The sequence below is a fragment of the Cupriavidus sp. GW822-FHT03E04 genome (assembly GCF_058801495.1).
Window position 1 is genome coordinate 1 of record NZ_JBXANI010000038.1, and the last position, 19,532, is coordinate 19,532.

At 67.8% G+C, this 19,532-nt stretch carries 13 protein-coding genes; 10 read left to right on the plus strand and 3 right to left on the minus strand.

Annotation, left to right across the window (positions count from 1 at the left end):
- The coding region (locus AC1RQC_RS36210) for a hypothetical protein (protein WP_492886324.1) at positions 1 to 220 on the plus strand (220 nt) is incomplete at its 5' end.
- Here the strand turns inward: AC1RQC_RS36210 and AC1RQC_RS36215 are convergent.
- The 3 genes from AC1RQC_RS36215 to AC1RQC_RS36225 all read right to left on the minus strand — a co-directional run bounded on the left by AC1RQC_RS36215 (position 204) and on the right by AC1RQC_RS36225 (position 4,103).
- Entirely contained in the window at positions 204 to 929 is a 726-nt protein-coding gene (locus AC1RQC_RS36215) for an MgtC/SapB family protein (protein ID WP_492373049.1), read from the minus strand. The two genes, AC1RQC_RS36210 and AC1RQC_RS36215, sit on opposite strands and share 17 nt — an antisense overlap.
- A 125-nt stretch (positions 930 to 1,054) precedes the next feature.
- Entirely contained in the window at positions 1,055 to 3,811 is a 2,757-nt protein-coding gene (gene mgtA / locus AC1RQC_RS36220; RefSeq protein WP_492373048.1) for a magnesium-translocating P-type ATPase, read from the minus strand.
- Between the two features lie 124 nt (positions 3,812 to 3,935).
- Positions 3,936 to 4,103 (minus strand): hypothetical protein, encoded by a 168-nt coding sequence (locus AC1RQC_RS36225; protein WP_492373047.1) that lies wholly within the window; start codon positions 4,101 to 4,103, stop codon positions 3,936 to 3,938.
- A gap of 653 nt (positions 4,104 to 4,756) precedes the next feature.
- On the opposite strand from AC1RQC_RS36225, the gene AC1RQC_RS36230 reads away from it, so the two are divergent.
- The 9 genes from AC1RQC_RS36230 to AC1RQC_RS36270 all read left to right on the plus strand — a co-directional run bounded on the left by AC1RQC_RS36230 (position 4,757) and on the right by AC1RQC_RS36270 (position 19,010).
- Positions 4,757 to 5,257: a DUF6630 family protein gene (locus AC1RQC_RS36230; protein WP_492814151.1), complete on the plus strand. Its 501-nt coding sequence runs from the start codon at positions 4,757 to 4,759 to the stop codon at positions 5,255 to 5,257.
- 561 nt (positions 5,258 to 5,818) lie between these two features.
- Positions 5,819 to 6,721 (plus strand): polysaccharide deacetylase family protein, encoded by a 903-nt coding sequence (locus AC1RQC_RS36235; protein WP_492814149.1) that lies wholly within the window; start codon positions 5,819 to 5,821, stop codon positions 6,719 to 6,721.
- Positions 6,722 to 6,848: 127 nt separating this feature from the next.
- Positions 6,849 to 7,535 (plus strand): MotA/TolQ/ExbB proton channel family protein, encoded by a 687-nt coding sequence (locus AC1RQC_RS36240; protein WP_492886326.1) that lies wholly within the window; start codon positions 6,849 to 6,851, stop codon positions 7,533 to 7,535.
- Positions 7,535 to 7,951 carry a DUF2149 domain-containing protein gene (locus AC1RQC_RS36245; RefSeq protein ID WP_492373043.1) on the plus strand — a complete coding sequence of 139 codons (417 nt, stop codon included), beginning with the start codon at positions 7,535 to 7,537 and terminating at the stop codon, positions 7,949 to 7,951. Before AC1RQC_RS36240 ends, AC1RQC_RS36245 begins: the two co-directional genes overlap by 1 nt.
- Positions 7,951 to 12,087 (plus strand): cobaltochelatase subunit CobN, encoded by a 4,137-nt coding sequence (locus AC1RQC_RS36250; RefSeq protein WP_492886328.1) that lies wholly within the window; start codon positions 7,951 to 7,953, stop codon positions 12,085 to 12,087. The genes AC1RQC_RS36245 and AC1RQC_RS36250 overlap by 1 nt, the downstream gene beginning before the upstream one ends.
- A gap of 215 nt (positions 12,088 to 12,302) precedes the next feature.
- Positions 12,303 to 13,385, plus strand: coding sequence for a cobalamin biosynthesis protein CobW (cobW, locus tag AC1RQC_RS36255; protein ID WP_492886330.1), 1,083 nt, complete (start codon positions 12,303 to 12,305; stop codon positions 13,383 to 13,385).
- A 59-nt stretch (positions 13,386 to 13,444) separates the two neighbouring features.
- Entirely contained in the window at positions 13,445 to 17,275 is a 3,831-nt protein-coding gene (cobN, locus tag AC1RQC_RS36260) for a cobaltochelatase subunit CobN (protein WP_492886332.1), read from the plus strand.
- The gene (locus tag AC1RQC_RS36265; RefSeq protein WP_492373039.1) at positions 17,272 to 18,336 is read left to right on the plus strand and encodes a magnesium chelatase ATPase subunit I; all 1,065 of its coding nucleotides are present in this window, start codon (positions 17,272 to 17,274) and stop codon (positions 18,334 to 18,336) included. The genes cobN and AC1RQC_RS36265 overlap by 4 nt, the downstream gene beginning before the upstream one ends.
- A 197-nt stretch (positions 18,337 to 18,533) precedes the next feature.
- Positions 18,534 to 19,010: a vWA domain-containing protein gene (locus AC1RQC_RS36270; RefSeq protein WP_492886334.1), complete on the plus strand. Its 477-nt coding sequence runs from the start codon at positions 18,534 to 18,536 to the stop codon at positions 19,008 to 19,010.
- Positions 19,011 to 19,532 lie beyond the last annotated feature (522 nt).

The window sequence follows — 19,532 nt, forward strand, 5'->3', positions numbered from 1 at the left end:
GTTAGTCTTCTTTGCCGACGCAAAGAAGAGTGACCGGCAGCCCCCGCAGGGGGATGTCGTATGGCTCTTGGGTGCAATAACCATCGCCGTACAAAGAAACAGCGACCAACCCCGCAGGCAGATGTCGTACGGCCCTTGGCTACAAAAACCAACGCCGCAAAAAAAAACGGCCACAAACGTCAGCCAACCAACTCATCCCAAAATCAATCCGTCGTACTAGGACTCCAAAACGCCTGATGAATATGCTCCGACTCCGCCAACTCCGCCATCAACCGATCCAGCACATCCCCATCGACGGAGGTTGACGTAAGCACCGCTTCAATCTCGACATCGCTATCCCCGAACGCATGCACCTCCAGGTCCCGGGTCGGGTAGTTCCCCGCCTCCAGCGTATCCTCAAGCAAGCGCAACGCCAGCTTCTGCGCGGAGCGCGGCGCAATCACATAGACCGTGTTGGTCACCTCTACCGCGGTCGTATCCATTGGCTGCTGGTTGATGCGATTCACCACCGGCCGCAACAGGGTATTGGCCGCCAGCACAAACAGGCAGCCCAGCCCGGCCTCGAGAATCAGGTCCGCCCCCGCACTGGCGCCAATCGCCGCCGATCCCCATAGCGTGGCCGCGGTATTCAACCCCCGCACATTGCCTTCCTCCCGCATGATCACGCCGGCACCGAGAAAGCCGATGCCCGAGACCACATAGGCCACCACGCGTACCGCGCCGTCGTGCCCGGCCATGCGGTTGGCCATGTCGACGAAGATGGCGGCACCTACCGCCACCAGCACATTGGTGCGCAGGCCAGCCGTGCGCTGGCGGATCTGCCGCTCGTAGCCGATCACCGCGCCGAGGATGAAGGCGGTGGTCAGGCTGACGGTGGTGTCGAGCAGCGAGTCAAGGTTGATGTTTTGAAAGGCTTGGAGGGACGTCATGGTTTCCCCGGGCTTGAAAGTTATTGTTATGGAACCGCTTGCGTCTTTTTACGCCGGCCAGGTGTCACGCCGATGTCATCGGCGGCGCCTTTCGCGCAAGTATCGCGATAGGCGCTGCCCAAAGCTTATTGCCAGCCAAAGCGTCGGATATAGAACCGCTTGACCGCCGTCACCAGCAGGGCGTAGCCCAGCACGATGCCGATCATCCAGGGAAAATAGCCCGGCGGCAATGCCTCCAGCTTGAAGTACGCCGCCAGCGGGCCCATTGGCAGCCAGATGCCCACGGCCATGATGGCCACCGTGGCCAACGTCAGCGGCCACGCCGCGCGGCTCTGAATGAACGGCAGCTTGGGCGTGCGGATCATGTGCACGATCAGCGTTTGCGTGAGCAGCCCGACCACGAACCAGCCGGACTGGAACAGCGCCTGCGCCTCCACGTTGTTGGCGGCGAACACGTACCACATCACCACATAGGTCGTGATGTCGAAGATCGAGCTGATCGGGCCGAAGACCACCATGAAGCGGCCGATGTCGCCCGGGTTCCAGCGCAGCGGCCGCGCCACCAGTTCCTTGTCCACGCGATCGAACGGAATCGCGATCTGCGAGACGTCGTACAGCAGGTTCTGCACCAGCAGTTGCAGCGGCAGCATCGGCAGGAAGGGCAGGAAGGCGCTGGCCACCAGCACCGAGAACACGTTGCCGAAGTTGGAGCTGGCCGTCATGCGGATGTACTTCAGCATATTGCTGAAGGTGCGCCGCCCTTCGATCACGCCTTCTTCCAGCACCATCAGGCTCTTTTCCAGCAGGATGAGGTCGGCGGCTTCCTTGGCGATATCCACCGCGCTGTCCACCGAGATGCCGATATCGGCCGCGCGCAGCGCGGGCGCATCGTTGATGCCGTCACCCATGAAGCCAACCACGTGGTCGTTGGCGCGCAGCGCCAGCACCAGTTGTTCCTTGTGCAGCGGCGACAGGCGTGCGAATACGTTGTGATCTTCCACGGCACGGGCCAGCGTCGGGGCGTCCATCTTCTCGATGTCCGGCCCCAGCAGCACGCGCGTGACGGGCAGCCCTACTTCGCGGCAGATCTTGGCGGTGACCAGTTCGTTGTCGCCGGTCAGCACTTTCACCGTGACGCCGTGCTCGGCCAGCGCCTTGAGCGCGGGCAGCGTGGAATCCTTGGGCGGATCGAGAAAAGCGATGTACCCGACCAAGGTCAGCTCGCATTCGTCGGCCACGCCGTACTGCGTTTGCGTGGTGGGCGTTTCCTTCATGGCCACCGCGACCACGCGCAAGCCTTCCTCGTTGAGGTCGTGCGTCACCTGGCGCACGCGCGCCAGCATATCGGCGTCCAGCGCTTGCGCCGCGCCATCGATCTGCACGCGCGTGCAGATGCCCAGCATTTCCTCCACTGCGCCTTTGCAGATCAGCTCGTTGTGATCCTCGCGCTCGGCCACCACCACCGACATGCGGCGCCGCTCGAAATCGAACGGGATCTCATCGACCTTGCGGTAATGCTGCGTCAGCTTCAGCTCGCTTTGCAGCTCCACGTGATCGAGCACCGCGCGGTCGAGCAGGTTTTTCAGGCCGGTTTGGTAGTAACTGTTCAGGTAAGCGTGCTTGAGCACGTCGGTGCTGATGCGGCCCAGCACATCGGTGTGGCGCTCCAGCACGATCTTGTCCTGCGTCAGCGTGCCTGTCTTGTCGGTGCACAGCACGTCCATGGCGCCGAAATTCTGGATTGCGTCGAGCCGCTTCACGATGACCTTGCGGCGCGACAACATCACCGCGCCCTTGGCCAGCGTGGAGGTCACGATCATCGGCAGCATCTCGGGCGTGAGCCCTACCGCGACGGACAAGGCAAAGAGGAACGCTTGCGTCCAGTCGCCCTTGGTAAATCCGTTGACCAGCAGCACCAGCGGCGCCATCACCAGCGCGAAGCGGATCAGCAGCCAGCTCACCTGGTTGACGCCAGCCTGGAAGGCCGTGGCCGAGCGGTCGGTGCTGGTGACGCGCTCGGCCAGCGTGCCGAAGTAAGTGTGGTTGCCGGTGGCTAGCACCACGGCGGTGGCGGCGCCCGAGACCACATTGGTGCCCATGAAGGCGATGTTGGAGAGCTCCAGCGGGCTGTCGTGGCGATCGCGCAGCTCGGCGAATTTTTCCACGGGCAGCGATTCGCCCGTCATGGCCGCCTGGCTGATGAACAGGTCCTTGGCCGCGATGATGCGGCAGTCGGCGGGAATCATGTCGCCGGCCGAGAGCGCGACCAGGTCGCCAGGGACCAGCTTGCGGATAGGCACCTCGATCTTGTGCGGCGGGCGGGAATGCACGTGCACGTTGAAGTACTCCGCGCTGAAGGCGGCAACGCCGGCCGAAAGGTCCCGCCGGATCACCGTGGCGGTGGTGCTGACCATGGCCTTGAGGCTTTCCGCGGCCTGGTTGGAGCGCCGCTCCTGCACGAAGCGCAGCAGCGTGGACAGCGTCACCATGGTGCCGATGACGATCGTTGCCTTCATGTCCTCGGTGAAGTAGGAAATCGCCGCCAGCAGTGTCAGCAGCAGATTGAACGGGTTGCTGTACGAATGCCACAGGTGCAGCCACGCCGGCAGCGGCTTCTCATGGTCGACTTCGTTCGGGCCGAACTGCTTGAGCTTTTCGTCCGTCTCGGCGCTGGTCAGCCCGTCCTCGTGGGAGTGCATGCGTACCAGTACGGCTGGCACGTCCTCTCGCGCGGCGCGCTTGAGCGATTGTGCCAACTGCTCTGGCACGGTGCGCGACGGCCCCGGCTTGCCCAGCGACTCGAACATCGCCAGCCGGCGGAAGTGGTGGGTCGCCCGGCGCGTGCGCAGGAAGGCGACGAAGAGCGTTTTCATCAGGTTCATCGGTGCGGTTTCCCAAAAGTCCCGGCGTGCCGGGCAGCGATGCTGGAGTGAGGCGAGGAGCGGCGAAGGCGGGCGCGGCGCGCCGCCTTCGCCGGATGCGGTGAGCGTGACAGCGTCGCGCGCGTCAGCCCGGCCGGGGTCGGTGCGCGGCGTCATGACGCGCTGCGGCACGGCGCGCGGGGGGCAGGGCCAGCGTGAGCAGGAGGACGGCGGCACTGCCTGGCCCGCCGGCGTGGCAGCGCAGGATTTGCAGCGCCAGCAAGGCATGTTGTGCGATGAAGAGGGACGGCATGGGGCCTCCTTGCGCTAACGCTCGACGGCGCGCGCAGGCAGCGGCGGATAACGCATCGCGAAACTGCGGACGAATGCATTCTCGCGGCGGGGTAGCCGCAGGCATTTGCAACGAACTGGGAGGGGATCGCACGGAGAACCCGTGCAACGGACCACTACCCGCCGGTATCGGCTAGGCAGTGGCGGTAAGACGCCTGGACTTGCCTAGCCGTTCAAGGTTTGGCCGTAAGGCCAACTAGAACAACTGTCCATGGAGATGACTCCGAAGCGATAACGGGGCGAAGGGTAACAAAGGCGGCGCGCGCTTGGCAATCTTTTTCTTCCGGCTTTTTCCGCCGAATAGGACACGTCCTAAACTTTGCGTTTTTCGTGCCGTAAGGCAATGCGTATGGGCTGGTCTTGCGAGACGATCAGCGCGCCTTCGATGCGTCTTCGATGCGTATGTGTAGTAGCGCCTCGCACCAACCTTTGTCAGAATAGGGGGCTGCCATTTTCCCGGCGTTGGGCAAAGCACCGCCAGACGTCCAGCCACTCGGATGCTCACACAAGGTTCCAGCATCCGAGTCAACCACCGCGTCGGCTCGCGGCATCACGCTGTGGCCTGCCAGCATCGAACCCCTTCCGTTCCCTGTGTTCCCAACCTGCCAGAAGCCTATGACCACTGTGCTCCCGAGTGAAACGCAGGACGCCGTGCGCGAGCTGATCCTGCTGATTTCTCTGCACGACCAGGATGCCGCGGACAAATACTGGACCGCGTTCCAGCATGCGCTCGCGCGCACCGAGACCGGCTGCGAGGGCCATATGCTGCTATGGCCGCTGACCGAAGCGATCGGCGCCGCAGGCTTCTACGTGGAATGGAAAGACACGGCCGCCCTGGTGCGCGGTGTGCAAGCCATGTGCGACCGGGTCGGCCTGCGCGTGGACTGGGGCGCGCCCGAGCCGCTCGCGGCGGCCTTCCTCGCGGGCAAGGATGTGCCCGGCTTGATGGCGATCGCGCAGGTCTCGTTGCAAGCGGCCGGCTTTACGCTGTGGTGCTGGGACACGCAGGCGGACGCCTACGCGGGATGGATGATCCGCAGTGCGGACGAGCCGGTGCTGGCAGAGCTTGCCGGGCATCTTCACCTGATGATCGATCCCGCGGATGAAACCTACTGAGCCGGCTCCGGCTCAGCGTTCACAATTGTTGACATTTGCACCGGGTGGCCGCGATAGCCTCGTGGCCGTCCGATGCTGGCTCGGCAGCATGCCTGTGCGCTTTGTGCATTGCCGCTGCCTTTCACGCCTTTCGACAAAGCCGGACCGTGCGCTCCACGCGCGCGCCAGGTGTATCGTCTGGCGGGATTGCCAAACGGGTGAGGCGCAGTGACACAGTTGTTTGCGTTTGCAAAATGGGGGAGCCGCTAACCTGTCGGCCGGGGTGTCCAAAACGGCATCCCTTACCCGCAGGCAGCAGTGCCCCCTGCTGCCGATTTGCCCGCCAGGCCATGTCTCATGGCCTGGTTTTTTTTCGCTGCGCGGGCTCGGCTGCACCAGCGCAAAAGCGCGCCAGCACGATATGGCACAATGCCATTTTGCTTTTTGCCGGGGCCACGGCGATCGCTGCGGCGATTCGCGCACATGGCTGCGGTTCGCCCCAATTCTTTAGCTTGAGACTCATTCCGGATTGCCCGCGCAGCGCGCCAAAGAGCGCCCGAAGTGGCGAACCGGACGCCCCGCATGCGCTTTTCCCATTTTGTTCGTCTCGCCGCCGGGACCCTGGCGTGCAGCCTGAGTCTCGCCTGCTTGGCCGCGCAGGCAGCCCCTTCCGACATGCCGGCGAGCGCGCTGCCCGCGATCCAGCTGGCCGCCCTGCGCGCGCAGCGGCCGCTCCCGCCCATCCGCTTCCTGCTCACGTTCGACGACGGCCCCGATGCCGGCGAGGATGGCAGCACGCCGCTGATTCTGCGCCAGCTTGCCGATAACCCGGTGACGCCAGGCATCAAAGCGCTCTTTTTCGTGCAGACCGCCCACCCGAGGCGCGGTGGCGGCGAGGCCGGCAAAGCGCAGATGCACGCTACCTGCCTCGCCGGCCATCGGCTGGCGGTGCATAGCGGGTTGCCGATCGGGCATCTCTCGCACACGCGCATGTCGCCCGAAGAACTGGAGGCGTCGCTGCTGTCGGGCGAGGCCGACATCATCGCGCAATGCCGCGGCGCGGCCCAACTGGTACGCCCGCCCAACTGGGCCTACAACGATGCGGTGCAGGCGGTCTACCGCAAGCTCGGCCTGGGCATGCTGATGTCGGACGTGAACGCGCGCGATGGCAAGATCTACGGCTGGCATATCAGCCTGCGTCGCCGCTCCCATATGAATAGCGAGCTCGCGCAGGTCAAGGTGGCCATCGCCGAGCAGCGGCTGCCATCCATGGGGGGCGTGGTGCCGATCGTGGTGAGCTTTCATGACACCAACGACTACACGGCCTCGCACATGACCGAGTACCTGCAGATCCTGGTGGAAGAAGCCCGGGAGAATGGCCTGGTGCTGGCGGACCCGCCGTTCTACACGGATGCCCGGGTGGCCGAACGCGCCGCGCGGCTGCGCGCGCAGTCGGGCGTGTATGCGCGCGAAAGCTGGCCCTGAGGCCTTGGCGGCAAGGCAATCGCAGGCGGGTCCTGGCTTGGGATAAGGGGGCACCTGCGACGTACAATACTGCGCCGGGGCCCGCCGTGGCCTGCCGATCCGCCTAACCCAACTGCCGCCAATCACAATGGAAAGCGTCGTCACCGAGATTTTCTTTCGCCTTTCCACGGCGTTCTTCTGGCCGGTCGCGCTGGCGTTGCTGGTGCTGTTCGTGCTCTCGCTGGCCGATCTCGGCAGCCTGATCGTGCAGTCCCGGCGCCGCGCCGTGGCGCCGCGCAGCGATCTCCCCGCGCTGGCCAACGCGCTGGCCTCCAGCCTGCAAAATGGCACGCAGGCGCATCTGGACGCGGCATTGCTGTCGCCTTCGCTAGCCCGCTTCTGGGGCATGCTGGAAGAACGGCTCGCCCGGCTCGATTCGCACGAACACCTTGACCTGTGGCTGGACGAAACGCTGCAGCGCGAGGAAATGCGTGTGGCCAACCGGCTCGACCTGACCCGCACGCTGGTGCGCATCGCGCCGATGCTGGGCCTTGCCGGCACCATCATCCCGCTCGGTCCGGCGCTGCAATCGCTGCTCGGTGGCGATATGGCCGGCATGGTCAACCACCTGGTGATCGGCTTTGGCGCGGTCGTCTGCGGGCTGGTGCTGGGCGGCATCGCCTACGTGCTGACGCTCACGCGCGAGCGCTGGGCGCGCAGCGATCTCAAGGAAATGGAAAACCTGTGCGAGCTGGTGCTGCGGGCCATGCCCGAACCAGTGGCGCCCGCTGCACGCGCGCGCGCCGCCATCCATCTGGCCGGGACCCAGGCCTGATGGACGCGGGCCAGGGACACCAGTTCAGGCGGCGGCGCTTCGTGCGGCGGCGCCGCGCGCAGGGCGAGCTTGCCTCGGTGCATCGGGAAGACCCGCTAGCTGGCGTGGCCAACCTGTTCGATGCCTCCATCGTCTTTGCGGTGGGCCTGATGGTGGCGCTCACGCAGGCGTTCAGCCTGACCCAGCTGCTCAATCCCGACTCGCAGTTCACCATGGTCCAGCGCGATCCGCGCACCGGCGAGCTGCAATGGCTGGAGAAGAACCGCAAGGAGGTCAAGGTCAGCAAGATGTCCCCGCGGCAGAAAACGGGCGAGGGCACCCGGCTGGGCGTGGCTTACCAGTTGCCGGATGGCAGCGTGGTGTATGTGCCGGAGGGCGCGGCGGCCGGCGCGGCCTCGGCCACGGGCGCGCGTTGATGGCTTCGGCGCGGCGGGTTTCGCTGTGGCAGCGCTGGCTGCTGCTGATGCTCGGGCTGCTGTGCGGGTGCCTTGCCGGCCCGGGCCACGCCCGCGCAGCCCAGCCCGGACAGCCAGCCCCGGTACGCGTGCTGCTGGTCACCACCAACACGCACCTGCTGCCCGCGGCCGAAGCGCGCCTGCGCGAGCTGGCCGGGCCGGGCAGGGTGGTGCTGGATGCCGTGACGGCAGCGCCCGATGCCGCGCAAGTCGCCGCCGCCGATGTCATCTACGCGTATTTCGTTCCCACGGCCGTGCTGCGCCAGATGGCGCCGGCCGTGCGCCAGGCGCGGCAGCGCGGCGCGCTGGTGCTGGCCGCGCCGGCAGCGTCCGCCGAGGCCGCCTGGGGCTTTGGCCTGGACGCCGCGCGCAACCAGGCCGCCGAGGCTTACTGGAGCGCCGGTGGCGCCGACAACCTCGCGGGCTGGATGGCCTGGCTGGTGGCCACCGTGCGCGGCGAGCAGGCCATGGCCGTGCCGCCGCCGCGCCCGCTGCCCGCGGCCGGCATCTATCACCCGCGCGCAGCGCAAGCATTTGCCACGCTCAAGGACTATCTCGCCTGGTACCGCGCCGGCGCAAGTGGCCTGCCGGCCGGCGCACCGCTGGCCGGCATTGCCTTCTATGCCAGCAACTATCGCCAGCAGGATCTCGCGCATATCGATGCGCTGATCGCGGCGCTGGAGCGCCAGGGCATTGGCGCGGTGCCGGTGTTCGGCTGGCCGCTGTCCGGGCTGGATCCGATGCTCACGGTCGACGGCCAAAGCCCGCTGCGCGCATTGCTGACGCTGAACCTCACCATCAGCCGCGCCGAGGACAAGGCCTGGCTGGAGCGCCACGGCCTGCATGCCATCAACCTGATCGCCACGCGCGACAGCCAGGCCGGCTGGCGGGCCGATGCGCGCGGCATTGGCGGCGAGCGCCTGCCGCTGCTGCTTAACACGCCCGAGCGGGCCGGCGTCTCGGAGCCGATCCTGTTCGCCACGCTGGAGGACGAACACGGCGCCAAGGCCAGCCGTGCCGTGCCGCAGCGGGCAGACGCTGCGGTGGCCCGCGTGCGGCGCTGGATCGCGCTGCAGGACAAGCCAGCGGCGGACAAGCGCATCGCCATCCTCTACTACAACAACCCGCCGGGCCGCGGCAATATCGGCGCCAGCTACCTGGCTACGCTGCCCTCGCTGGTGCAGGTCATGGCGCGGCTGCGCGAGGCGGGCTACCGCACGGGCGCCACGCTGCCGGACACGGCCGAGCTGACCGCGCTGCTGGAGCGCAATGGCCGCAATATGGAGGAATGGTCGCCCGGCGAACTGGCTGAGATGGTGTCGCGCGGCCGCGTTACGCTGCTGCCGATGGCGCAGTACAAGCGCTGGTTCGATGCCTTGCCGACGGCGTTTCGCCAGTCGGTGGTGGCCGCCTGGGGCCCGCCCGAGCGCAATCCGCTGATGCTGGTGGGTGACGGCCATGGCGGGCAGGATTTCGTGATTCCGGGCCTGCGCTTCGGCAATCTGTTCGTTGGCCCGCAGCCGCTGCGCTCCACCTTCGCGCGAGCGATGGACAGCTCGCACGATACGGTGACGCCGCCGCCACACTCCTATATCGCCGCCTACCTGTGGTATCGCCACGCCTTCGGCGCGGACGCGATGGTCCACGTGGGGCGCCACGGCACGCTCGAATGGCTGCCTGGCAAGCAGGTGGGGCAAAGCGGCGACGACAGCGCCGAGGTGTTGCTGGGCGACCTGCCCAACGCTTACTACTACATCCAGGACGGCGGCGGAGAAGCCATCCAGGCCAAGCGCCGCAGCGCTGCCGTGCTGGTCAGCCACCTGACCCCGCTGATCGCCCGCGCCGGCTGGCCGGACAAACTGGCCAAGCTCGACGCGGTGATCGAGCAGCAGGAGGCCGCCGCCGACAGCTCCCCGGCGCTGGCGGACCAATACCGCCTGCAGGCGCTGGCGCAGATCCGCGCCCTCGGGCTGGACCGCCAGCTCGGGCTGGATCCCGGCGCGCCATGGGAGCAGGTCGAACCCGTGATCCACCGCTTCTTGCATAAGGTGGAAGCCGAGCCGGTGCCGCTGGGCGTTCACACGCTGGGCGAGCTGCCGCCGTTGGATGCGCAGCGCCAGGCGTTGGCCACCGTGCTGGAAAGCGCATTCGACGCGAGCGAGATGCGGGTGATCGGCAAGGACGCGCTCTCGCGCTGGGCCGGCGCATTGGCAGAAGGCCGCGAGCCGGACGGCGCTGCCAACGCGCCATTGCCGCCGCCGCTGGCGCAGAAGGTAAGAGCCGCGCTGTCCAGTACGCGCGCCTGGCTGGCCAATCTGCGCGAATCGCCGCGCCGCGAGCTGGATGGCCTGGTGACCGTGCTGTCCGGCCGCTACCTGCCGACCGCGCCGCTGGGAGACCCCGTGCGCACCCCGCAGGGCCTGCCCACCGGGCGCAACCTGCACGCCTTCGACGGCGCGTTGATCCCCACGCCCGCGGCCTGGCAGCTCGGCAAGCAACTGGCCGCGCAGACGCTCGCGCGCTATCGCGAGGAAACCGGCAAGGCGCCCGAGCAGGTCTCGATGGTGCTGTGGTACGGCGAAACCGAGCGCCACCAAGGCGCGATGGAGAGCGAGGCGCTCTACCTGATGGGCGTGGAGCCGGTCTGGAACGCGCGCGGCGTGGTGGAGGATGTGCGCCTGATCCCCGATGCCGAACTCGGCCGCCCGCGCGTCAACGTGCTGTTCACCATCTCCGGCATCTACCGCGACGGCTTCGGCGACAAGGTGGCGCTGCTGGACAAGGCCGCGCGCCTGGCCGCCGCCGCCGGCGACAACGCCATCAGCCGCCACGACCGCGAAGCGCAGGCCACGCTGCTGGCGGCCGGCGTGGAGCCGCAACTGGCCGCGCGGCTGGCCCGCGCCCGCGTGTTCGCCGCCAAGCCCGGCAACTACAGCATCGGCGTGCAGCAGATGGTGGAGCAGAGCAAGGACGCGGCGCAGGCCGGCGAGCCGCCGGGCGCGCTGGCGCGGCAGTACTTGCGCTACATGAACTTTGCGTTCTCCAGCGAAGGCTGGGGCGAGACCGCGCCACAGGCGCTGGCCAGCCACCTCAAATCCAACCAGGCCGTGTTGTTCTCGCGCGCCAGCACGCTTTACGGCGCGCTCGACAACGACGATACCTACCAGTACGCCGGCGGCCTCAACATGGCCACGCGCGCCGTCAGCGGGCAGGCGCCGCGCTTCTGGCTGCACAACCTGCGCCGCGCCGGCGAAGAGCAGACCGTGGATGCCCGCACCTGGCTGGCCACCGAGCTCAACGCGCGCAACTGGAACCCGCGCTGGATCGAAGGCATGCAGCGCTCGGGCTATGCCGGCGCGCGCGAAATGTTCAAGGAGATCGAGCATCTCTACGGCTTCCAGGCCACCAGCCCGGAGCAGATGAGCGGCAGCTTCTGGCAGAACACGTATGACGTCTATGTGGCCGACAAGAATGGCCTGGACATGGACGCTTTCTTTGCGCAAAACAACCCGCACGCGCGGCAGGGCATCCTGGCCCGGCTGCTGGAAGTGGACCGGCAGGGGAGCTACCGCTTCACGCCTGCCGAGCGCGCCGACATGGCACGGCGCTATGTGGCGTCGGTCAATCGCGATGGCTTGTCCTGCTCGGCCAATAGCTGCGGCAATCCCGTGCTGATGCAGTACATCGCCGGGCTGGGGCAGCAAGCCCGGCTGCCCACGGATGCGCTGCGCGAATTCTCCGCGCGGCTGGCGACAGCCATGCCGGGGCGCGAGCCAGCCGCGCCGGCCGCGGCGTCTGGCCGGGCTGCACCGCCCGACGCATCCCGTGCGAGCCCGCCGCCGGCCCGGCAGGCCAAGCCGCAGCCAGCACCGGCGCCGCGTCCCGCGACCGGCCAAGTGACGGGCCAAGTGACAGGCCAAGTGACAGGCCAGTTGCTCGAAAGCCGCGTGCTCAAGCTCGCCGCGCCCGCCCCGCTCAGTGGCCTGGCGCCGCGCGAGGCGCTGTGGAGCGCCGCGCTGATGCTGCTGCTGGTTGGCGCTGGCGCCTTTGCGGAGTGGTGGCGCGGCCGTGGCCGGCGGCAGCCCGCGCCACGCTGACGCGCCGCGGGTGGACAGCACCGTGCGATCTCTTTATGCTGATCCCCTCGCCGCGGCCAGGCCCGTCGCCGTTTGCCGACACTGCGTTTGTCGATACTGCGTTTGTCGATACTGATTACCGGCTGCGCAAAACATAACTTGCGAAGGGCCAGCCACGCCGCGCATCGCACGCCCCGATTCAACCCCAGCGCCAGCGCTGAATTCCCTTATCCGCCATGCAGACCCGTAAAATCCCCGCCACCATCGTCACCGGCTTCCTTGGCAGCGGCAAGACCACCTTGCTGCGCCATATCCTCGAGAACGCCAACGGACGGCGCATTGCGGTGATCGTCAACGAGTTCGGCGAGTTGGGCATCGATGGCGAGATCCTGAAGGGTTGCGGCATCGGCTGCGACGAATCCGGCCAGAGCAATGGCCAGCTCTATGAGCTGGCCAACGGCTGCCTGTGCTGCACGGTGCAGGAGGAATTCTTCCCGGTGATGGAGCAATTGCTGGAGCGCCGCGGCGATATCGACCACGTGCTGATCGAGACCTCCGGCCTGGCGCTGCCCAAACCGCTGGTGCAGGCCTTCAACTGGCCCAGCATCAAGAACGCCTTCACCGTGGACGCGGTCGTCACCGTGGTGGACGGCGCGGCAGCCGCGGCCGGCCAGTTCGCCGCCGACCCGGACGCCGTGGACGCGCAGCGCAAGGCCGATCCCAACCTCGATCACGAGTCCCCGCTGCATGCGCTGTTCGAAGACCAGCTCGGCGCGGCTGACCTCGTCATCCTCAACAAGACTGATCTGATCGACGACGCGCAGCGCGCCGAAGTGCAAGCGCTGATCCGCCCGGAGATCCCCGCCGAAGTGAAGATCGTCGGCGCGCAGGGTGGCAAGCTGGATATCGCGCTGCTGCTGGGCCTGAACCGCGCCTCGGAAGACACCATTCACCTGCGCCCGGATCACCACGGCTCGGCGGACGATCCCGATCACGCAGATCACCATCACGACGAGTTCGACTCCGTCGTCGTAGAGCTGGGCGAGGTGGACCGCGACCCGTTGATCGATGGCCTGCGCCAGCTGGTGGAAAGCCACACCATCTACCGCATCAAGGGCTTTGCCAAGCTGCCAGCCAAGCCCATGAGGCTGGTGCTGCATGGCGTGGGACGGCGCTTTGACAGCTACTTCGACCGCCGCTGGCTGCCGGGCGAGGCGCAATCCACGCGTATCGTGCTGATCGGCCAGGCGCTTGACCGGCCTACGCTGCAGGCTGCCCTGGAGGCCGCGCTGAGTGCCGCCGCCGTGCGTACGGCGTAAGGCGCAAGGCATAAGGCCCACCACCAGCCCACACCAGCCCACACCAGCCCAGGCACCCGATGCACCTGCTTTCCACCCGTCCGGGCGGCTTCGTCGACGATAACGCCGGCGTGGTGCGCATTGCACAAAGCCCGGCGCAAATCGTGGTGCTCAGCGCGGCGGATACCACGCTGTCGCTGCTGGCCGGCGTCTTTCCGCGCCTGGGAGAGGGTTTTCCCACGGTGCGGCTGGCCAACCAGATGTACCTGCGCCAGCCGGCTTCGCTCGACATGTATGTGGACGACGTGCTGCAGCACGCACGCGTGGTGGTGGTCGACCATCTTGGCGGCGACAGCGACTGGCCCTATGGCCTGGAGCGGCTCACCGAACTGGCGCGCTCGCGCAAGCAGCTGCTGGTGATGTTCTCCGGCGACCTCGCCGAGGACGCCAACCTGCTCGGGCGCGGCAACGCGCCGCAAGCGCTGGCCAGCAACCTGTGGCGTTACCTGCGCGAGGGCGGCGCGGACAACGCCGAGCAGTTCTTCCGCTGCCTGGCGCATCACGCTTTCGGCTGGGGCGAGCCCGCCCTGCAGCCGCGCGTGCTGCCGCAGGCGGCGATCTATCACCCGGCACACGGCGTGGCTACCGCGGCGGACTGGCAGCGGGAGTGGGCGCAGGATGGCCATGCCGATGCGCCGGTCGTGGCGCTGGTGTTCTACCGCGCCCACCTGCAGGCTGGCAACACCGCTGTGTTCGATGCCCTCATCGCCGCCTTGCGCGCACAGGGCATGAACCCGCTGCCGCTGGCGGTCAATTCACTCAAGGACACGCTGTGCCGCGAGGTGCTGCAGCATCTGTGCGCCGGGCACGGCGCGGCGCTGGTGCTGAACACCACGGCGTTTGCCGTCTCGTCGCTGGACGCGCCTGAAACCCTGGCGCTCGCCGGCGACGCGCCGGTGCTGCAGGTGATCCTGAGCGGCGGCAACCGCGAGGACTGGCTGCAGGACAGCCAGGGCCTGGGCCCGCGCGACGTGGCCATGCATATCGCCATGCCCGAGGTGGACGGGCGCATCATCACGCGCGCCGTCAGCTTCAAGGGGCTGGCCTATCGCTGCCCCCATACCGAGGTCGACGTGGTGCGCTACCAGCCCGACGCGCAGCGCATCGCCTTCGTGGCCGAGCTGAGCCGCCGCTGGTGCCGCCTGCGGCAGCTGGACAATGCCGACAAGCGCGTAGCGCTGGTGCTGGCCAACTATCCGGCCAACGAAGGGCGCATCGGCAACGGCGTGGGGCTGGATACGCCCGCCTCTGTAGTGGGCATTCTCGGCATGCTGCGCGAGCAGGGCTACCACTGCGAAGGCCTGCCTGCCGATGGCGACGACCTGATGCGCGGGCTCACGCAGGGCATCACCAACGACCTGACGCACCGCGACCTGCGGCCGGCGTTCCAGAGCCTGTCGATGGCCGACTACCTGGCGCACCTGAGCCGCCTGCCGGCGGACAACCAGCGCGCTCTTGCCGAGCGCTGGGGCAGCCCGGACCAGGACCCGATGGTGCGGCAAGGGCGCTTCATGATCGCCGGCGTGCGCAGCGGGCATCTGTTCGTCGGGCTGCAGCCGGCCCGGGCGTACGCGCTGCCGGGCGAGCAAGGCAGCCAGAGCTACGCCAGCTACCACGATGCCGATCTGGTGCCGCCGCATGGCTACCTGGCGTTCTACTTCTGGCTGCGCCACAGCTTTGGCACCGACGCCATCGTCCACGTGGGCAAGCACGGCAACCTGGAATGGCTGCCCGGCAAGAGCGTGGCGCTGGCCGATACCTGCTGGCCCGATGCCATCCTCGGGCCGCTGCCGCATCTCTATCCCTTTATCGTCAATGACCCAGGCGAGGGCGCGCAGGCCAAGCGGCGCGCGCAGGCCGTCATCATCGACCACCTGATGCCGCCGCTCACGCGCGCCGAGAGTTATGGCCCGCTGCAGGACCTGGAGCGGCAGGTCGACGAATACTACGAGGCGCTGGCGGTGGACCCGCGCCGCGCGCGGATGCTGCGCAAGGAGATTCTGAAGCTGATCGTGGACCAGCAGCTGCATCGTGAACTGGGGCTGGATGCGCCGGCGGATAGCGATGGGGAAGATGCGCTGCTCAACCGCACCGACGCTTACCTGTGCGAGCTGAAGGAATCTCAGATCCGCGATGGCCTGCACGTTTTCGGCGTGTCGCCGCAGGGCCGCCAGCGGCGCGATACGCTGCTCGCGCTCGGGCGCTTTCCGGTGGGCGACGGCAAGGGCGCGCAAGCCAGCTTGCTGGCGGCGCTGGCCGCCGACCTGGCATTGGGCGATGGCTTCGACCCGCTCGATGCCGACTGGTCCGCGCCCTGGCAAGGGCCGCGTCCGGCGCAACTGGCCACGCTGGACGGCGGGCCGTGGCGCCATCATGGCGATACGCGCGAGCGCCTTGAGATGCTGGCCACGGCGTTGCTTGGCGATGTGGCTGGCGACGTTGCCTTGCCGCGGGCTTCGGCCGTGCTCGCGCGCCTGCGCCAGGACGTGATGCCGCGCCTGGATGCCTGCGGCCCGCAGGAAATGCGGCAACTGTCGCGTGGGCTGGCTGGGCAGTTCGTGCCGCCGGGCCCCAGCGGCGCGCCTTCGCGCGGCCGGCCGGATGTCCTTCCCACCGGGCGCAATTTCTACTCGGTCGACACGCGCGCGGTGCCAACTCGCACGGCATGGACGCTGGGCCTGAAGTCTGCCAACCAGCTGATCGAGCGCCACCTGCAGGAGCACGGCGAGTATCCGCAGTCCATTGGCCTGTCCGTCTGGGGCACCGCCACCATGCGCAGCGGCGGCGACGATATCGCGCAGGCCTTCGCGCTGCTGGGCGTGCGGCCCAAGTGGGCGGCCGGCAGCTACCGCGTGACCGACTTCGAGATCTTGCCGATGGCGATCTTCGATCGTCCGCGCGTCGACGTCACGCTGCGCGTGTCGGGGTTCTTCCGCGATGCCTTCGCCAACGTCATGCGCCTGTTCGATGCCGCCGTGCAGGCGGTGGCGGAGCTTGACGAACCCGCCGAAGTCAATCCCGTGCGCGCCCGCATCGAGAGCGAGCGCGCGCGGCTGGAAGCCGAGGGCGTGCCCGCTCCCGAGGCGCGCCGCCGCGCCGGCTGGCGCGTGTTCGGTGCCCGCCCGGGCGGCTACGGCACCGGCCTGCAGGACCTGATCGATAGCCGCAACTGGCAGGACGACAGCGATCTGGCGCAGGCCTACCTGCATGCCGGCGGCTACGCCTATGGGCAAGGCACGGATGGCGTCGAGGCGCGCGCCAGCTTTGCCCTGCGCCTGTCCAGCCTGGACGCGGTCGTGCAGAACCAGGACAACCGCGAGCACGACCTGCTCGACGCCAACGACTACTACCAGTTCCAGGGCGGCATGGTAGCGGCCGCGCGCGCGTTCGGCGGCGCCCAGCCGGCGATCTACCACGGCGACCACAGCAACCCGGCGGCGCCGCGCATCCGCACGCTGCAGGAGGAAATCAGCCGCGTGATCCGTGCGCGCGTGGTCAATCCCAAGTGGATCGACGGCGTCAAGCGGCACGGCTACAAAGGGGCGTTCGAGATGGCCGCCACGGTGGACTACCTGTTCGGCTTCGACGCCACCACCCGCGTGGTGGCCGATCACCAGTACGCGCTGGTGACCGATGCCTATGTGAACGACGCCGGCACCCGCGCCTTCCTGCGCCAGCACAATCCGCGCGCGCTGCACGCCATCTGCGAGCGCCTGCTCGAAGCGGCGCAGCGCGGCCTGTGGCAGGAGCCGGGCGAGCGTCGCGCCCAACTGGAACAGCACCTGCTCGATAGCGAGCAGGCGCTTGAAGGAATCGAAGGAATCAAAGGAATCGAAGGAATCCCCTCATGAATGCAACCGCCCGGCTCGCCCGCATGCCATTTCCCTTCAGCGCCCTGGTCGGCCAGCAGCGCCTGCAGCAAGCGCTGCTGCTCGCCGCGGTGGATCCCGGCATCGGTGGCGTGCTGGTCAGCGGCCCGCGCGGCACGGCCAAGTCGACCGCGGCGCGAGCCCTTGCGGAATTGCTGCCCGAAGGCCAGTTTGTCACGCTGCCGCTGGGCGCCAGCGAGGAACAACTGATCGGCACGCTCGACCTCGGCCACGTACTGAAGCAGAGCGAGGTCCGCTTTGCCCCCGGCCTGCTGGCGCGCGCGCACCAGGGCGTGCTCTATGTGGACGAAGTCAACCTGCTGCCGGATCACCTCGTCGACCAGTTGCTGGACGTGGCCGCCAGCGGCGTCAACGTGGTGGAGCGCGACGGCGTGTCGCACCAGCACGAGGCGCGCTTCGTGCTGGTGGGCACCATGAACCCGGAAGAGGGCGAGTTGCGCCCGCAGCTGCTGGACCGTTTCGGTCTGTCGCTGGCGCTGGAGAACTGCACGGACGCCGCGCAGCGCCAGGCGATCGTCAAGGCCCGGCTCGCGTTCGACAACGATCCGGTGGCCCTGCGCACGCGCTTTGCCACCGAGCAGGAAACGCTCACGCGGCAGGTGCGGCTGGCGCGCGCCGCGCTGTCCGCGCTTTCGTTCAGCGATGCCGTGCACGAGCGTGTCAGCCACCTGTGCCTGGCCGCCGCCGTCGACGGTGTGCGGGCAGACCTGGTGATGCTGCGCGCGGCGCGCGCGCTGGCTGCCTTGCAGTGCGACGCGGCGGTGGTGCCCGCGCATGTGGACACCGTGGCGGAGCTGGTCCTGCACCACCGGCGCCAGGCGCCGCCCAACGCTGGCGGGCAGGCCGGTGGGCAGGCCGATAGCGCTGGCCATGCGAATGGCAGCGGCGATGGCGATGGCCGCAATGCGGGCGACGCAGCCGCCAACAACCCATGGGGCGCGCTCCCGCCCCCGCCGGCAAGTGCTGCGGCCGGTATCGCCCCGGTCAAGGGCGTGAGGCCGCTGCCCGCAAAAAAAGCCTGAGCCACCGGCAGGCCGCCGCCGAACCCGGGCAAGGCGGCAACCGGTGGCAAGCCTCTCGTTTCGCCCCACGTCTGCCCGCGCCGCACGGCCGCCCGGGCAGCTCGCGCATCCACTGGACACGGACGCTGGCTGCCAAGGGCAGCCAGCCGTTTGCGCCGAGCCACCTGCGCTGGCGCGCACAGCAGGCGCACGCCGGCGTGCTGCACTGCTTCGTGCTCGATTGCTCGGCCTCGATGCTGCATGGCCGCCAGCTCGCGCTGGCCAAGGGCGTGCTGCTGCGCCTGCTGCAACGCGCCTACCAGGCGCGCGCGGAGGTGGCGCTGGTGTGCTTCGCCGCCGGCCGCGCCGAAGTCCGCCTGCAGCCGGCACGCGCCCGCCCATGGAGCGAAGCCTGGATCCGCCCGATCGCCGGCGGCGGCGGCACGCCGCTCGCGCTCGGCATGGAGCGCGCCGCCCAGTTGCTGGCCCACGCCGCGCGACGGCGCCCGGCGCAACAGCGCTGGCTGTGGCTGCTCAGCGACGGCCGCAGCACGGAGCAGCCGCCGCGCCCGCATTGGGCTGATGCGGTGATGGTGGTGGATTTCGAGCGCCAGGCGGTGGCGCTGGGGCGCTGCCGGCAGTTGGCGCTGGGGTGGGAGGGGGAGTATCTGGTGGCGGATGCGTTGATGGGGTGATGTTGCGCAGAGTCGCCATGACCTCGGCTACGGACGATCAGCGCATCGTCCCCCTGGAATCTGAAAACTCTCAATGGAAGTCTCGACGACCGGAGCCATCCTTGGTGCACTAAATCGCCGACCAGACCTGCATGGCTTGCTGACAAACTTTGAGCCATCTGTCAACATAGAAACATGGAACCGATTAACTTCCTCGTCCACTTTCACCAGCGTCGCGGTCGCAGCCCCATGCACCGTGGTTCGTTACGCTTACAGTGTTGATTCGGCCCCCTCCAGTCCCGACTGATGCTGATAGTGACCAAGGCGCCAACGGCGCCTTTTTTGTTTTCTAACTCTCAAGGAACCCGATATGACTATGGATTTGAGCGCTGTGACGGTCCGTGCAACCGCAGAAGAAGACTGGGAAGTCCTTAAGACTATTCGTCTCGCCTCCTTGCAGGACAGTCCAACCGCGTTCGGCCTGAGTCTCGGTTGGTCAGCCCATGATTAATCAATGACTGATCCGCACCGATATGCGGACAC

Coding starts and splice junctions, on each gene's coding strand:
- AC1RQC_RS36225 (WP_492373047.1), bottom strand. CDS start 4,103: ATGCCGTCCCTCTTCATCGCACAACATGCCTTGCTGGCGCTGCAAATC.
- cobW (WP_492886330.1), top strand. CDS start 12,303: ATGCAGACCCGTAAAATCCCCGCCACCATCGTCACCGGCTTCCTTGGC.
- AC1RQC_RS36250 (WP_492886328.1), top strand. CDS start 7,951: ATGGCTTCGGCGCGGCGGGTTTCGCTGTGGCAGCGCTGGCTGCTGCTG.
- AC1RQC_RS36245 (WP_492373043.1), top strand. CDS start 7,535: ATGGACGCGGGCCAGGGACACCAGTTCAGGCGGCGGCGCTTCGTGCGG.
- AC1RQC_RS36240 (WP_492886326.1), top strand. CDS start 6,849: ATGGAAAGCGTCGTCACCGAGATTTTCTTTCGCCTTTCCACGGCGTTC.
- cobN (WP_492886332.1), top strand. CDS start 13,445: ATGCACCTGCTTTCCACCCGTCCGGGCGGCTTCGTCGACGATAACGCC.
- AC1RQC_RS36230 (WP_492814151.1), top strand. CDS start 4,757: ATGACCACTGTGCTCCCGAGTGAAACGCAGGACGCCGTGCGCGAGCTG.
- AC1RQC_RS36235 (WP_492814149.1), top strand. CDS start 5,819: ATGCGCTTTTCCCATTTTGTTCGTCTCGCCGCCGGGACCCTGGCGTGC.
- AC1RQC_RS36265 (WP_492373039.1), top strand. CDS start 17,272: ATGAATGCAACCGCCCGGCTCGCCCGCATGCCATTTCCCTTCAGCGCC.
- mgtA (WP_492373048.1), bottom strand. CDS start 3,811: ATGAACCTGATGAAAACGCTCTTCGTCGCCTTCCTGCGCACGCGCCGG.
- AC1RQC_RS36215 (WP_492373049.1), bottom strand. CDS start 929: ATGACGTCCCTCCAAGCCTTTCAAAACATCAACCTTGACTCGCTGCTC.